The following is a 15,318-nucleotide window of genomic DNA, read 5'->3' as shown; positions in this document are numbered from 1 at the left end:
ATACGTAATATGCGCTTCTCAAAACAGAATTATGCGTGGACTTCTCTGCAATAGATTCATGTGATTAAGTAAGCCAGCCCCCGTTGGGTGAGATGATTTGACCTGTAATATAACCGGATTCAGGCAAGGCCAAGAAATAGACAAGCGATGCTACCTCATGTGGAGATGCGAGCCGCCCAGCAGGAATTTCGTTGGTAATGGCATCGATTTCGTCAGCTTGAAAGCCGGCCATCATATCCGTCTGAACAGCCCCAGGTGCTACGGCATTCACCGTAACACCTGATGGAGCAAGTTCTTTGGCTAACGCTTTCGTAAACGCATTAAGGCCACCCTTGGCCGTTGAATAGAGTACCTCGCACGAAGCACCAGAGATGCCCCATATCGAGGATACGTTAATGATTCGACCATACTTTTGTTTAACCATGGCGGACATAAAAGCTTGAGTACAAAGGAAGGAACCCTTGAGATTGATATTCATAACACGATCCCAATCTTCTTCCGTCACATCAGCTAGCATCCCATAGTGAGAAATACCTGCATTATTAACGATGATGTCTGGTACCATGTTCATCTGTTCAAGCTTATCTCTCATTTTGAGAATCTGCTCATGCGATTGAATATCCGCGGTTACTGTTAATACCGTTGCCCCTTGCTTCATACAAGAACGAGCAATTTCATTGGCTGCTTCATGTGAATCCCGATAATGAATAACAATCTGCATGCCTACCGCGGCGAAACGTTGGGCTATTGCAGCACCAATCCCCCTGCTAGCTCCCGTAATCAGCACGGTCTGTTCACTAAACGGTTTTACAACACTCACGATGGCTCACGACTCTGTACAATGGATACTGCGAGCTTACTCCAATCAAAATGCTCACGGAAGCGACGATTCACATCTTCAAGTGATAGCTGTTCGTATACCGGCAAGATATCGAAGAGATCGATCCCTTTGAATCGATATTTGGTATATTCATTCGCAATTGATTCAGGTGAGTTCATCATTCGCAGGAAACTGCCAATCTTCTTCTTACGACTGCGTTCGAAAGTGACACTATCGAGTCCAGCTTCTTTCCTTTTTTCAACCTCGTCACGAATCCTTGTAATAAGCTGTTCCGGATCCTTGGTATCCCCCCCAACAATGGAGAATGCATACCCATCACTACAGTTATACTCATGACCGAAATTATCAGAAATTAACTGATCATCATAGAGTGTCTGATAAATATCAGAGCTGGAGCTAAATAAGATATCCAACATTAATTTGGTCGTTAATTCTCTTACCAACAAAGGCTTGCCTGTGACCGCTGGTGCGGCTTCCTTGAAGCCCATTAAACATTTCGGCAACGAGACGGGAAGTATGATATGTCTGCGGGATTCCTTGACCTCTACTGGCTCTTCAGGAAAGAACCTTTGGATCTCACCTTGTGGCGGAAAAGTTTTAGCAGCTTGATTATCTTTCACTAACGTAATAACCTCTTGTGGATCTACCCCTCCTACAACGAATAAACTCATGTTGCTCGGGTGATAGAACGTGTTATAGCACTCATATAAGGTCTCTTTGGTAATTTCTGCAATTGACGCAACAGTTCCGGCAATATCAATATGAATCGGATGCTTCGCATACAAGGATTCAATTAAGCCGTAATAACTTCTCCAGTCCGCATTATCCTCGTACATCTTAATCTCTTGCCCGATAATCCCTTTTTCTTTTTCAACATTCTCGTCCGTAAAGTAAGGGTTTTGCACGAAATTAATTAATGTCGTTAAATTTTCTAAATAGCGATCTGTTGATGAAAATAAATAGGCAGTCCGGTCAAAGCTTGTAAAAGCATTGGCCGATGCACCGTTCGTAGCAAACGTTGCAAAAATGTCTCCTTCCGGTTCCTCGAACATTTTGTGCTCTAAGAAGTGCGCAATACCGTCTGGTACTCGCACGACATCTTTACCTTGAACTTGAAAATGATTATCAATAGACCCATATTGGGTTGTAAAAGTTGCATACGTTTTCTGGAAACCTGGTTTGGGTAACACGAACACATGCAGCCCATTATCAAGCTTTTCATGATAAATGGTTTCATCAAGATGTGGATATGGTATACTCTGCATGGTTTACTCCCCCTTCTGATCCCGTAAAAAGTATATCGTGTCCAACTGAACTCGTTTCGCAACCTCTGCTATAGTCGGTATATCCACTTGCTCGACTGCAGAAATTAAACCCGCTACCGTACGCTCTTTCCCTGACAAAATGGCATTAAAATCAAACGAGATCAGCTCAAACGCTGAATCTTGTATTTCACGCAATTGATTGGAAATCATAGCTCTTGTTTGACTCCATTCAATGTCGGTGATTTCTCCTTGTTCCAAGGCTTTCAGTTGTTTACGTATGATATCTACGGCTTTCTCATAGTTAGCCATCTCAATACCGGACTGAATTGTCAAAATGCCTTTATGTCCATCAAAACGAGAAGAAGCATAATAGGCTAGACTCGCTTTCTCGCGAACATTTGTAAATAATTTGGAATGCGGATATCCGCCTAGAACCCCATTATACATAAGTGCAGCCGGGTACTGATCGTCGCTGTATGAAATGTTCGTACGAAGACCCATATTCAGCTTACCTTGGTTAACATCCAATCGTTCTACGATCGTTTTCACTTCACCTGTTACGGCACGCGGCGCAGATGTGACATAGCTAGCATCAGCATTCCGCTCAATCGCAAACGATTGCTTCACAATTTCTTCAACTTCACTTAGCGTTGTGTTGCCAACAACATAAATGTCCATCGGTGAAGTTTGGAGCCATTCTTTATATTGTTCGTAAAGCTGCTCCGCATTCATACCGTCGATATCTTCTATTTTACCTAATGGATGAAGTCGATATGGTTCATCACTGCACATTTCTTCCATACAACGTTCGGCAGCATAACGAATTTTATCATTTATGACCGATTCGATTCGTTTACGAAGTGTCTGCTTTTCTGCGTCTACATATTTCGCGCGAAAATGTTGATCCTCTAATGCTGGACGAGTTAACGTTTCACCCACAAAATCAAGTCCTTGTTTCAGCAAAGAATCCGCTGATTTCACGAATCGATCATTGATAATGTCCATGCGTAACTGAACGATTTGGTAGTCGCCTCGCTTATAAATATCAAAGCCAAACCCTGCACCGTACAAATCATCTAAATACTCCCGAAATTGCTTCGTTTCAGGACGAAGCTCTGTACCTCTGCGAAGGATAAAAGGTGTTATTGCGGTACTTGTGACCGTCTCATCATCTAATTGACGTCCTATGTATACGGAAATGGCAAATGTTTTGAAACGATCTGTCGGTAGAACGTGTATTCGGATATGCTTCCAGCTGCTGCGCTCAAATTGAATAGGCTTCAAAGGTCAGTCTCCCTTCTATGTCCGTGTAATAAATCCATTATATTCCTATACGAAGAGGAGAAGCAACCACATGTGGTTCCTTCTCCTTGTCCAATTTATACGCAGAAAATGTGTTTACCAATTTTTTTAATTTGTTTTCTTGTCCAAATCCATTTGGACGTAGCCGTCTCTGGGTTGAAGTAATAGATACAACCTCCTGTTGGATCCAGTCCATTCAAAGCATCCCTCACAGCTTTTTTGGATGATTCGTTCGGTGTTAACCATATTTGACCATCAGCAACAGCTGTGAAAGCACCTGGTTGAAATATAACACCAGAAACTGTGTTCGGAAAACTTGCCGATTTCACTCGATTTAAAATAACGGCCGCTACGGCAACTTGACCTATGAATGGTTCCCCACGCGCTTCACCATTGACAGCATTGGCCATTAAGTTAATATCCTGTTCCGAGTAACCAAGATTATTGGAGGGAGTTAAATTAGCCGGAGTATCCGTTCCCGTTCCCGTTCCAGTACCTGAATTACTGGCACCCTGATTACTATTCGCAGTTTCTCCTGCTGAAGGTTTCCAGCTTTTCGTTGCTTCCCAGAGCTTCAGTTTGGTCTTCGGTCCAACGATACCGTCTACCTTCATGCCAAACTCACCTTGGAATCGCTTTACTGCAGTTAATGTCTTGTACCCATAGTCGCCGTCAACACCACCGTTATAAAACCCAATGAATTTCAACCTTCCTTGAAGTTCATAAACATCAGATCCTGTGGCGCCATAGCGTACTTCATTCTTACTAAATGTTTCTTCCGTCGGCGGATTGAATTTGCCCTTCAATTGAAAAGAAACTACCAAAACAAATACAATACAAAATGTAATGACAATTAGTCGTTTATTCATTCCCCTTCTCAACCTCACTTTTCAAATTACAACCTTTTCTTGCTTATTATGAGAAAGTGAGTCCATGATTATACAAATAAAACACTCCCCAGAGGAGAGTGTTTGTCCGATACAGATTAAGAACTAATCCGGTTATGATGATATTGTTCAAGTGAGATCAGTACTTCACGCGGTTTACTGCCTTCATATGGGCCAACAACCCCTTTAGCTTCCATGGCATCGACAAGCCTAGCAGCACGTGTGTAACCGACTCTCATTCGACGTTGAAGTAAGGATACGGATGCTTGCTTCGCTTCCAAAACAATTTGAACGGCTTGATCGTACAGCTCGTCCTCAAATTCATTCTGCTGCTCTGGCATTTCTTCAACCTGTGGAACGAGTTCCTCCCGATAATTGGCTTGCTCCTGGGTTCGTACGAACCCAACAACTTGCTCTACTTCGCCATCGGAGAGGAATGCCCCTTGGATACGTACAGGCTTGGATGCGCCTACTGGCAAGTAAAGCATATCTCCACGACCTAGTAATTTCTCCGCTCCTACCATATCCAAAATTGTTCGCGAATCCACTTGCGAAGAAACACCAAAAGCGATACGGGATGGAATGTTAGCCTTGATAACACCGGTAATAACATCCACCGAAGGACGTTGTGTCGCAATAATTAAGTGAATTCCTGCAGCCCGCGCCATTTGAGCAAGACGACAGATGGAATCCTCGACATCATTAGCTGCTACCATCATAAGATCTGCTAACTCATCCACGATAATCACATAGTAAGGCAGAGGTGCTGCAGTGCCACTCTCTGTCAACATCGCGTTATAGCCTTCAATATTTCGTGTCCCACTCTTAGAGAATAGCTCATAGCGTTTCTCCATCTCGACAACGATTTTCTTGAGCGCTAGAGATGCTCGCCGCGGATCCGTAACAACAGGTGCTAATAGATGCGGAATGCCATTATACACATTCAATTCAACCATCTTCGGATCGATCATTAAGAACTTCACTTCATTTGGCTTTGCCTTATATAAAATACTAGTGATGATCCCATTGATACAAACCGATTTACCAGATCCGGTAGCACCCGCAACTAGTAAATGGGGCATTCTTGCCAGATTCCCAACAATCGGTTGACCCGAAATATCTCGTCCAAGAACTACAGATAGTCGTGAGCTAGACTCCTGAAAAGCAGTCGTTTCCATGACTTCTCGCATCGTAACAATGGAAACTTCTAAGTTTGGTACTTCGATACCTATCGCAGATTTTCCTGGTATAGGTGCTTCCATCCGAATATCCTTTGCTGCAAGTGCTAGTGCAATATCATCGGTTAAAGAAACAATTCTGCTAACCTTCACACCCACATCAGGTTGGATTTCATATCGCGTTACCGCAGGGCCTCTTACTACCTCAAGAACCTTAGCTCGAACTCCGAAGCTCTCTAATGTTGCTTCAAGTTTTCTTGCATTGGCCTTGTAATCCGCCATTTCGCTTCCTTTGCCAAGAGCTGGCCTTGCTAATAAATCAAGCGAAGGTATTTCGTATGGACGAGTCACGATGACTGGAGCATCTTGAAACTCAATTGTTACTGGCTCATTCTCATCTCCATCCACACTAGTTGGAACTGTTGTCGCATTATTGGATACAGAAGGAGTTGCAGGTCTAACAACTTGTTGTGCTTCTTGAATAACCTGTTCTTGAAAATCGCGAATAATCGGTGCTCCAGTAAGTTCATCTGTATTATGTACCGGTTCAGCTGTTGGATGTACAGGGTTCGAGTATACAACTTCCTCCCCGACCACATCAGCTTCGCCATCTGACAAATTATCCTCGATGTTATCACTTTCTCTTGCTGCAGATTTCTTCCGGTTCTCCTTAATTGGTCGAAGGAGTTCCATGAATAATGGCGTTTTCTTCGCACGCTTGACTGGTTGAAAGACTTCCTCATCAAATTCATCATCAACAGGTACATAGGCTGGCTTCTTCACCTTAGTAGGCGCACTTCCCGCTGACTCTGATTGTGCCTGCGGTTGACGTCCTTCTCGGTCTTGCAGCCATTCCTTCATCCGGTCTTTAAAATTTTGACCTACATTACTGAAACGACCCTTCACGATATTACCTAGATCCACATAAGAAACACCTGTTGCTAGAATAAAACCCATAACAAAAAGCATATATTGGATTAATCTGGCTCCAAGGTAATCGAATAAGAAATAGAGGATGCTGTATAAAAAAGCGCCTACCATTCCTCCACCAATACCATGTTCTAAGGCTGCTCTTCCAGCTTCAGTAGGGTGCAATCCCTCAAGCATGGCAGACCATGTCGAAGAAATGACTTTCCCCGATGTAAAATCGTTGTTAGGATACAACTGAGCAAATAAATCAATATGATTCTTGATTAATAAACCAAGAATGAACAACAATATTCCCGCTTTCTTGGGAGTAACCATTTGTGGCCAAGCTCGTTTAATCATTGCGTATAAGGCCACGTAAATGAAAATAAGTGGTATAAGTGAATACCAAGTCCCCACAAAAAAACGAAACAAGTAAATCAAAGAATTTCCGACATGACCTTGATGTGCAAGGGCAATGACCGAGAAAATCAAGATGAGGATTCCATACAGCTCGAATAATAAGCTGGTTTTTACAGCCTTCGTCTTTTTCCTGCGTTTCGCCAAGATTGTCACCCCCAAGTCCACATTATACCATATTTGACTCGAGGGATGATACGGGAACAAGACCTAACGAGCTGAATTGACCGCCAGCTGAGGTTGGTAGGAAATGATGCTACCAGGCGTATAGTGTTCATTTAAATAATCTTGTGGATTACAGCTATACAACCTTACAATACGTGCTTGATAGCCACTTAACGGCTCAATTTGCATCATGAAACCTTCTACTTCTATATCTAAGTATTGTGGGCTAAATGCATCGAATCCTTCAAATATAACCTCCATCGGAATCACGGAATAATGGATCACTGAACAAGCCCCCCAGAGTTCGCCACTTTCTTCGCTTCGATTCGGCTGTTCAGTTCACGAATGGCATCACCGATACCACCTACTTGATTGATTAATCCATATTTAACGGCATCAATACCAATTACTGTTGTGCCGATATCTCTCGTAAGTTCACCCGTCTTAAACATCAACTCTTTAAACTTCTCTTCCGTTACGTTAGAATGTTTCGTTACGAACCTTACAACACGCTCTTGCATCTTATCTAAATATTCAAAGGTTTGCGGCACTCCGATCACCAAACCATTCATTCGAATCGGATGAATCGTCATGGTCGCTGTTTCTGCGATGATCGAATAGTCAGCAGATACGGCGATTGGAACGCCTATACTATGTCCTCCACCCAAGACTAATGCAATCGTTGGTTTCGATAACGTCGCGACCATTTCAGCAATTGCTAAACCAGCCTCCACATCGCCGCCTACAGTGTTTAATATGATCATGACACCTTCAATTTTGGAATTCTGCTCAGCGGCTACAAGTTGAGGAATCAGATGTTCATACTTGGTCGTTTTATTCTGAGGTGGGAGCACAATATGTCCCTCTATCTGTCCTATTATCGTTAGACAAAAAATATTGGATTCACCAGAAACCGTGTTCGTTTGTCCTAATTGTTGGATATTTTCGAGAACAGCATTTTTCTTGACTTCCTCTGTTACCGGTTCTTGTTCCTGTTCTTTCGAGCCTGGTGCTGATGCCACTTCATAATCCCCTTTCAAATTAAGCTACAAAGATAAGTCGTTCAAGATCTCCCATAGTATGAATAAACTTGTATACTTTCATGCATACTTCACTTTGCAGGAACAAGAAAAAGCTCCCTCCAATTGGAGAGAGCTTTACTATTTGCATAGGCTCAAGTGACTTGTTCGAGTACCTAAACTTCCATAATGATAGGAAGAATCATTGGTCTTCTTCTGGTTTGTTCATATAAAAAGCGTCCGAGAACATCTTTCACATTTGTTTTTAAAGATGCCCATTCATTTACATTTTCATTCATAAGTTTAGTTAACGTATTTGTTACGATTCGATTGGCTTCTTCAAGAAGTCCTTCGGATTCACGAACATAAACAAATCCGCGTGAAATAATATCTGGGCCAGACAAAATTTTGCCATCTTGCTTACTAAGTGTAACCACGACAACAAGAATTCCATCTTGCGACAGTAATTTACGGTCACGCAATACGATATTGCCTACATCCCCTACACCTAGTCCATCAATTAGGATGTTGCCGCTTTGAACTTTCGATCCTTTGCGTGCAGCCCCATTTTGAATTTCTACCGTATCACCAATATCGCACATGAAAATGTCTTCTTTAGGAATGCCGACAGTTTCGGCAAGGATAGCGTGTTGACGCAGCATGCGATATTCGCCATGAATTGGAATAAAGTATTTAGGCTTCATCAGGTTAAGCATTAACTTTAATTCTTCCTGACTACCGTGACCTGAAACGTGAACACCAGTTACAGATCCCGGTCCATAAATCACGTGGGCACCGATGCGCATAAGCTCATCAACCGTTCTGCCAACGTAACGCTCATTTCCTGGAATCGGAGTTGCCGCAATAATAACCGTATCCCCTGGTAAAATATCAATTTTACGATGGGTTGAACGTGCCATTCTTGTCAGAGCAGACATCGGTTCGCCTTGGCTACCCGTCGAAAGGATAACTACACGATCAGCTGCAAGCTTATTAACTTCCTCTGGCTCAATCAACATGCCATCTGGAATATGCAAGTAGCCTAATTCGCTAGCGATCGAAACCACGTTGACCATACTACGACCAATTACTGTCACTTTGCGATTCGTTGCTGCAGCTGCATCAAACACCTGTTGAACACGGTGAATATTTGATGCAAATGTCGCAATGACAACTCTTTGCTTCGCTTTACGAAACACCTCTTCAATCTCAATCCCTACGCCGCGCTCAGAGCCCGTGTAACCAGGACGTTCTGCATTCGTACTGTCGGAAAGCAAGGCAAGAACGCCTTTCTTTCCGATCTCAGCCATACGATGCAAATCTGCATATTGCTCATTAACTGGAGTCTGATCAAACTTAAAATCTCCCGTATGAACAACAACACCTTCTGGCGTATCAAGTGCGACACCCACAGAATCCGGAATACTATGATTGGTTTTGAAGAAAGTTGCCGTAAGAACGCCTAGGGGAAGAACAGATTCCGAATTGATTAGAATTCGATTCGTCGTTCCGAGCAAGTTTGCTTCCTTCAGCTTAGCTTCAATAAGTCCCATCGTTAACTTCGTAGCATAGAGGGGAACATTAAGATGTTTAAGCACGTAAGGTAAGCCACCAATGTGATCCTCATGGCCGTGAGTGATGATGATGCCGCGTACTTTATCCCGATTCTCTGTTAAGTACCCGATATCTGGGATGACAATGTCGATTCCGAGCATGTCCTCCTCAGGAAATTTCAAACCACTGTCAATGACAATAATATCGTTCGCATACTGAACGCAATACATATTTTTTCCGATTTCGCCCACGCCGCCAAGAGCGAAGATCAAAAGTTTATCAATATTTTTTTTGGACAAGAATATACCTCCTTCATAGATTGGACGACGAATTTTAAATGAAAAAACCGAACTAGTCACTTGCAACCATTATACATGAAAAAAAACAGCAAATACAAGTTAATACTGAATACGTTTAGATTTCCCAAAAAAAGAAAACCGATGCCGGAAGCACCGATTCATTAGGCATGATCATACAAAAAGTGATTGAATGAATTGACCTTCTTGCTCGGATACACGAACTAACGGAAGTCGAACGCCGCCTGTTTCAATCCCCTTAAGTGCCAAAGCATGCTTAATTGGCGCAGGGCTCGGTGCACAAAAGATGCCAGTGAATACAGGATGAAGCTTACGATGAAGCTCAGCAGCTTGCTGAATATTGCCTTCTAGATAATACTTTATCATAGTTTGCATTTCTTTTCCAATCACATGACTCGCTACGCTGATAATCCCTTCACAGCCAATAGCTAAAGAAGGCAAAGTATTACTATCATCTCCGCTATATACGAGGAAATTAGGGGCAGCATGTGTAAGTATACGTGTCATTTGATCCGTATTCGAGCAATCTTTGGTCGCCACGATATTCGGTATTTGGGAAAGACGAATCGTTGTATCCGCATCCAGGTTCACACCTGTACGGCCAGGCACATTATAAAGCACGACAGGTGTATTAACAGCTTCTGCTATCGCTTTGAAATGTTGATACAACCCCTCCTGTGAAGGACGGTTGTAATAAGGAGCAACAAGAAGTAAAGCATCCACGCCAATCTTTTCTACTTTACGCGAAAAAGCAATTGTATGATTAGTGTCGTTGCTTCCAGTACCTGCAATGATTTTGCAACGCCCAGCCGCTACACGAACGGAAAGTTCTATAAGTCGCAACTTTTCATCTTCTGATAAAGTTGGCGACTCCCCTGTCGTCCCACAAATCACAAGGCTATCCGAATGTTGTTCTTCAATTAAATAATTAATTAATGGCTCTACTTGATCCCAGTTCACTTGCAACTGATCATCAAATGGAGTAACCATTGCTGTGACTACTCTTCCAAAACTCACTTGGTACGCCTCCTGACTTTCTTGATTTATTTAAATAAATTGAATTTTCGATGAAGTGCACGCACCGACTTGATCATGTCAACACCTTGGACAAGCACCCAAATGGTCGTGTTCGAATCTGCTGATTGCAGAATTCGGATATCTTCCACGGTTAATGCTTCAACAATATGCGCCATAATACCAGGTACACCATTCATTCCGCCACCAATCACGGACACCTTCGCGCAGCCGCTCGTAAACTTGGGCTCGTAACCCTGTGCCTTAAGTAATTGAACTGCACGTTCAGCTTCATGATCAAAGACCGTATATACAACGCCTGAAGGGTTCACATTAATAAAATCAACACTAATCTGATGCTGAGCCATCGTTTTGAATACACGAAGTTGAAGATCAAATTCGCCATCAACGGCAGCGACCTGGATCTGTGTAATATTCGTGAAATGTGCAATCCCCGTAACAAATCGATCTTTAACATGGTTAATATCTGTCGAGGTGTTGTCAGAAGCTGTAACTAGCGTTCCTTCTTCCTTGGTGAAGGTTGATCTCACACGAATCGGAATATTCGCTTGCATAGCAACTTCTACAGCTCGTGGATGAATCACTTTGGCACCATTGTGTGCCATATTACAAATCTCACTGAAGCTCACGCGTTGTAACGGTTTAGCATCTTCAACGATTCTTGGATCCGCTGTCAAAATACCATTAACATCTGTGAAGATATCCACAATTTCTGCTTTGAGTGCGGCACCAAGTGCAGTAGCTGATGTGTCACTGCCCCCGCGGCCTAACGTAGTCAACTCATCATTGCTTGTTTTCCCTTGAAACCCAGTGACAATGACAACCTGGTCTTGCTCTAACAATTCAAGAATCCGATTAGGCTTCATCGCTATGATCTGAGCATTACCATGATTCTCATTCGTGATCAGACCAGCTTGCCCACCCGTCAAAACCGTGGATCGAATTCCTGTTTTGTTCAATATACTACACAATAGTACTGCAGATATTAATTCTCCGCATCCCATTAACATATCGAGTTCCCTTGCGGGCAGCCCCTCTCCATTCTTTTGAACGAGGTCTAGGAGCGTATCAGTCGCATAGGGGTCCCCTTTTCTTCCCATCGCAGAAACAACAACAACTAGTTTATAATGTTGAATTAGTGCGTCTTGAATATGTCCAATAACGTGTTCTCTAGCTTGTGCGGTAGAAAGTGAAGTACCTCCGAATTTCTGGACAAGAATTCGCATGAGTTTCCCCCATTTTCACTGCTCAAATAAGCAGTTGCTGATTATTGTTGCTCTATAGCAATATATTCAGCAATTTGCACTGCATTCCAAGCAGCACCTTTTAACAAATTATCTGAAACAATCCACATGTTAAGCGCTTTAGGGTTACTTAAATCACGGCGCACACGCCCTACGAAAGTTTCAAGTTTACCTGCAGCATCAGTAGCAAGTGGATATTGTTGTTCTGCCGGATTGTCAATGAGTACTAAGCCAGGAGCATTTGCAAGTAGTGTTCTCACGTCTTCCATGTCGAAATCTTCTTTCAATTCTACATACACGGATTCAGAATGCCCGTAAACTACTGGAATACGCACGCATGTAGCAGTGACTTCAATGGACTCATCGCCCATAATTTTCTTTGTTTCAAGAATCATTTTCATTTCTTCATTTGTAAATCCATTATCTAGAAATTTATCAATTTGAGGAATAGCGTTAAAAGCAATCTGATGCTTTACTGGTAAGGAGCCAACTGGTAAAATATCTGGTTTTGCCTCATTACCTGCTAGTACTTCTTTGGACTGTCTAAGCATTTCATTAATGGCTTTAGCACCTGCACCTGAAACAGCTTGGTACGTGGAAACAATAATACGTGAAATTCCATAACGGTCATATAGCGGCTTAAGCGCTGCAACCATTTGGATTGTAGAACAATTCGGGTTTGCAATAATCCCTTTATGTTCATTGATTTTCTCAACATTCACTTCAGGAACAACAAGTGGTGTGTCTGGATCCATACGGTACGCACTTGTATTGTCAATACAAATCGCACCCGCTTCTACTGCATGCGGAGCTAATGCTTTCGTGACATCGCCTCCTGCACTAAAGAGCGCAAGATCAACACCTTGAAAGCTATCTGGAGTTGCTTCTTGCACAACTACTTCTTGGCCTTTAAATGCAATCTTTACACCTGCAGAACGAGCTGAAGAGAGTAATTTCAATTCCTTGATGGGGAAATTCCGTGCTTCTAGTAGACGGATAATTTGCTCGCCGACAGCGCCTGTAGCGCCTACAACTGCAACATTGAAAAGCTTCTGGTTGGACATATGCTGGTTTCTCCCCCTCAAGTTGACATCTATCCGTTAGTATTGAAATCTCTCAATAATCATGGGCTGTAATTGTTTACCTTCCAGCGCAGCTTCACAAGCTTCCATAATCAAGTCCATTCGGGCCACCAACGAATTTGGTTTGGCTCCTGGTGCATCTTGACCGTAAGGCACGAAGTAAATATTCTTGGTAATCAAAAGTTTTGCAATATTCATTGCATTTAAACCCAAACCATCATTCGTTGAAATCGCTAATACAAGCGGTCTCAAGTTTCTCATTTGTGCTTTAGCTGCCATAAGAACGGGGCTTTCTGTCATCGCATTTGCTAGTTTACTAGTTGTATTACCCGTACAAGGAGCAATCACCATCACATCCAATAACTTGGATGGACCTAGTGGTTCTGCATCAACAATGGTCGAAATAATTTCATTACCCGTTATATCTTTCAGCATTTGCTGCCAGTCAGCAGACTTACCAAAACGTGTGTCAGTCGTCATAATTGTATTCGATACAATCGGAATGACACGAGCACCCGCATCTACAAATCTCTTAATTTGAGGCATGACCTCTTCAAGTGTACAGTGAGAACCGGTTAATGCATAACCGACTGTTTTCCCTTGCCAATTCATTCCACATCGCTCCTGTCTTTGAAGTCTTCCTCGATCAGCTGACTTAAGGTGTTAGCCATAATACGGCCAGCTGTTTTGGGGGCGACGATTCCAGGTAAACCGGGCGCTAGCATCGCTTTAATGCCTCTCTTCTCGGCAAATCGAAAGTCCGTTCCGCCGGGTTTTGAAGCTAAATCGATAATAAGCGCGCGATGTGGGATATTGGTAATAACTTGCGCTGTGACTATCATAGTCGGAATTGTGTTAAAAAGCAAGTCAATATTCCCCACTTCCGGGTACAGATCCTTTGTATAAAAAGGCTGAAAACCCATCTCCCACGCCCTTGCATAATGCTCCGGTTTCCTGACGCCTACCTTGACGGTTGCCCCTAATCCTTGCAAAGTTTTGGCCATTGTGAACCCTGTTCGACCAAAACCCAAAACCATACAAACGGATCCATGAATTGTAATATCGGTGTTCTGGATGGCCATCATAAGCGCACCCTCTGCAGTTGGAATCGAGTTATAAATGGCTATGTCATCACGATCTAATAACTCTACAAGCTCAATGTCATGTGTCGAGACGAGCTTCTTCAAATAACTCTTCGCCATACCTGTATATACCTTCGCATGTTTCGGCAATGAAGATATATGCTCATCTGTCAAAATCATCTCTTCACTTGAGAAAATAGATTCCACTTGTCCTGTCTCATCCGTACCTACAACTGGCAATATAAGTGCATCCACATGCCCAAACAATTCTGGATCTAACTTCACATTCGTGACACCGTGAAATTGCCTCCCGAGATTGTCAAATCCGAGTAATATAACGGTAGCGTCTAGCTCAGTAAATTTCTGAATTACTTCAAGTTGCCGGGCGTCTCCCCCCATAATAGCAACCGAAATCCCAGTAAGCATTCTTGCTTACACCCCTTCCTCGGTCCGTTTCGATACGTTATAGTATGCGTTCGCCTATAGATGGGTGACTTCCGACTTTGCATCCTCTGAAACAAGAAAGAACCCCTTCCTAAGAAGAGGTTCTTTCTTGTTCGTATTATGTAACCGGCTGTATTAGCGCCCAGTATGGCCGAAGCCACCTGAACCACGTACCGTTTCTGACAACTCATTCACAACGGTCAATTGAATTTGTGGTACACGTTGGAATACCATCTGAGCGATGCGCTCGTTCCGCTGAATAACGAATGGCTCCTGGCCATGATTAATCAGCAATACTTTAACCTCACCGCGGTAATCCGCATCAATGGTTCCCGGTGAATTAAGCGTTGTAATACCGTGTTTATAAGCAAGACCGCTTCTTGGGCGAATCTGTGCTTCTAGCTCAGGTGGCATACTTAGCGCGAAACCAGTTGGAATCAATTGACGCTCTCCAGGTGCGAGTACAATTGGCTCTTTAACTGCAGCATGCAAATCATAGCCGCTAGCTGCTTCAGACATTTTCTGAGGTAAGAGAATATCTTCTTGACCTTCGATTCTTTTCATTTGTACTTCAAAA

The 15,318-nt window shown here is 42.9% G+C and carries 14 protein-coding genes; all 14 read right to left on the bottom strand.

What is annotated here, in order from left to right; translation table 11 throughout:
- Positions 1 to 64 precede the first annotated feature (64 nt).
- Positions 65 to 820, bottom strand: a complete 756-nt coding sequence (gene ymfI / locus ACSQ8O_RS18580; protein ID WP_436242825.1) for an elongation factor P 5-aminopentanone reductase — start codon at positions 818 to 820, stop codon at positions 65 to 67.
- Positions 817 to 2,106 carry an EF-P 5-aminopentanol modification-associated protein YfmH gene (yfmH, locus tag ACSQ8O_RS18575; RefSeq protein WP_436242824.1) on the bottom strand — a complete coding sequence of 430 codons (1,290 nt, stop codon included), beginning with the start codon at positions 2,104 to 2,106 and terminating at the stop codon, positions 817 to 819. The genes ymfI and yfmH overlap by 4 nt, the downstream gene beginning before the upstream one ends.
- A gap of 3 nt (positions 2,107 to 2,109) precedes the next feature.
- Positions 2,110 to 3,390, bottom strand: coding sequence for an EF-P 5-aminopentanol modification-associated protein YfmF (gene yfmF, locus ACSQ8O_RS18570; RefSeq protein ID WP_436242823.1), 1,281 nt, complete (start codon positions 3,388 to 3,390; stop codon positions 2,110 to 2,112).
- Between the two features lie 95 nt (positions 3,391 to 3,485).
- The gene (sleB, locus tag ACSQ8O_RS18565; protein WP_436242822.1) at positions 3,486 to 4,277 is read right to left on the bottom strand and encodes a spore cortex-lytic enzyme; all 792 of its coding nucleotides are present in this window, start codon (positions 4,275 to 4,277) and stop codon (positions 3,486 to 3,488) included.
- Between the two features lie 116 nt (positions 4,278 to 4,393).
- On the bottom strand, positions 4,394 to 6,946 hold the full coding sequence (locus tag ACSQ8O_RS18560) for a DNA translocase FtsK (protein WP_436242821.1): 2,553 nt from the start codon (positions 6,944 to 6,946) through the stop codon (positions 4,394 to 4,396).
- A gap of 63 nt (positions 6,947 to 7,009) precedes the next feature.
- Positions 7,010 to 7,249 (bottom strand): YlzJ-like family protein, encoded by a 240-nt coding sequence (locus ACSQ8O_RS18555; protein WP_436242819.1) that lies wholly within the window; start codon positions 7,247 to 7,249, stop codon positions 7,010 to 7,012.
- The gene (locus ACSQ8O_RS18550) at positions 7,246 to 7,986 is read right to left on the bottom strand and encodes a ClpP family protease (RefSeq protein WP_436242817.1); all 741 of its coding nucleotides are present in this window, start codon (positions 7,984 to 7,986) and stop codon (positions 7,246 to 7,248) included. Before ACSQ8O_RS18550 ends, ACSQ8O_RS18555 begins: the two co-directional genes overlap by 4 nt.
- 173 nt (positions 7,987 to 8,159) lie before the next feature.
- A complete protein-coding gene (locus ACSQ8O_RS18545; RefSeq protein ID WP_056625086.1) occupies positions 8,160 to 9,836 on the bottom strand; it encodes a ribonuclease J in 1,677 nt (558 codons plus the stop codon).
- Positions 9,837 to 10,007: 171 nt separating this feature from the next.
- Entirely contained in the window at positions 10,008 to 10,871 is an 864-nt protein-coding gene (dapA, locus tag ACSQ8O_RS18540) for a 4-hydroxy-tetrahydrodipicolinate synthase (protein WP_436242816.1), read from the bottom strand.
- Between the two features lie 26 nt (positions 10,872 to 10,897).
- Entirely contained in the window at positions 10,898 to 12,115 is a 1,218-nt protein-coding gene (gene dapG / locus ACSQ8O_RS18535; RefSeq protein WP_436242815.1) for an aspartate kinase, read from the bottom strand.
- Between the two features lie 41 nt (positions 12,116 to 12,156).
- Positions 12,157 to 13,197, bottom strand: coding sequence for an aspartate-semialdehyde dehydrogenase (locus ACSQ8O_RS18530; RefSeq protein WP_436242814.1), 1,041 nt, complete (start codon positions 13,195 to 13,197; stop codon positions 12,157 to 12,159).
- A 36-nt stretch (positions 13,198 to 13,233) separates the two neighbouring features.
- Positions 13,234 to 13,827 (bottom strand): dipicolinate synthase subunit B, encoded by a 594-nt coding sequence (locus ACSQ8O_RS18525; protein WP_056625070.1) that lies wholly within the window; start codon positions 13,825 to 13,827, stop codon positions 13,234 to 13,236.
- On the bottom strand, positions 13,824 to 14,723 hold the full coding sequence (gene dpsA / locus ACSQ8O_RS18520) for a dipicolinate synthase subunit DpsA (RefSeq protein WP_056625067.1): 900 nt from the start codon (positions 14,721 to 14,723) through the stop codon (positions 13,824 to 13,826). Before dpsA ends, ACSQ8O_RS18525 begins: the two co-directional genes overlap by 4 nt.
- 153 nt (positions 14,724 to 14,876) lie before the next feature.
- The gene (gene dut, locus ACSQ8O_RS18515) at positions 14,877 to 15,305 is read right to left on the bottom strand and encodes a dUTP diphosphatase (protein ID WP_436242813.1); all 429 of its coding nucleotides are present in this window, start codon (positions 15,303 to 15,305) and stop codon (positions 14,877 to 14,879) included.
- Between the last annotated feature and the right edge of the window lie 13 nt (positions 15,306 to 15,318).

The organism is Paenibacillus sp. LjRoot56, assembly GCF_964253335.1.
Lineage (GTDB): Bacteria > Bacillota > Bacilli > Paenibacillales > NBRC-103111 > Paenibacillus_E > Paenibacillus_E allorhizoplanae.
Note: the sequence above shows the minus strand (reverse complement) of the source record. Positions and strands in the feature narration are given on the sequence as shown.

Coding starts and splice junctions, on each gene's coding strand:
- ACSQ8O_RS18530 (WP_436242814.1), bottom strand. CDS start 13,197: ATGTCCAACCAGAAGCTTTTCAATGTTGCAGTTGTAGGCGCTACAGGC.
- dpsA (WP_056625067.1), bottom strand. CDS start 14,723: ATGCTTACTGGGATTTCGGTTGCTATTATGGGGGGAGACGCCCGGCAA.
- dut (WP_436242813.1), bottom strand. CDS start 15,305: ATGAAAAGAATCGAAGGTCAAGAAGATATTCTCTTACCTCAGAAAATG.
- yfmH (WP_436242824.1), bottom strand. CDS start 2,106: ATGCAGAGTATACCATATCCACATCTTGATGAAACCATTTATCATGAA.
- sleB (WP_436242822.1), bottom strand. CDS start 4,277: ATGAATAAACGACTAATTGTCATTACATTTTGTATTGTATTTGTTTTG.
- dapG (WP_436242815.1), bottom strand. CDS start 12,115: ATGCGAATTCTTGTCCAGAAATTCGGAGGTACTTCACTTTCTACCGCA.
- ACSQ8O_RS18525 (WP_056625070.1), bottom strand. CDS start 13,827: ATGAATTGGCAAGGGAAAACAGTCGGTTATGCATTAACCGGTTCTCAC.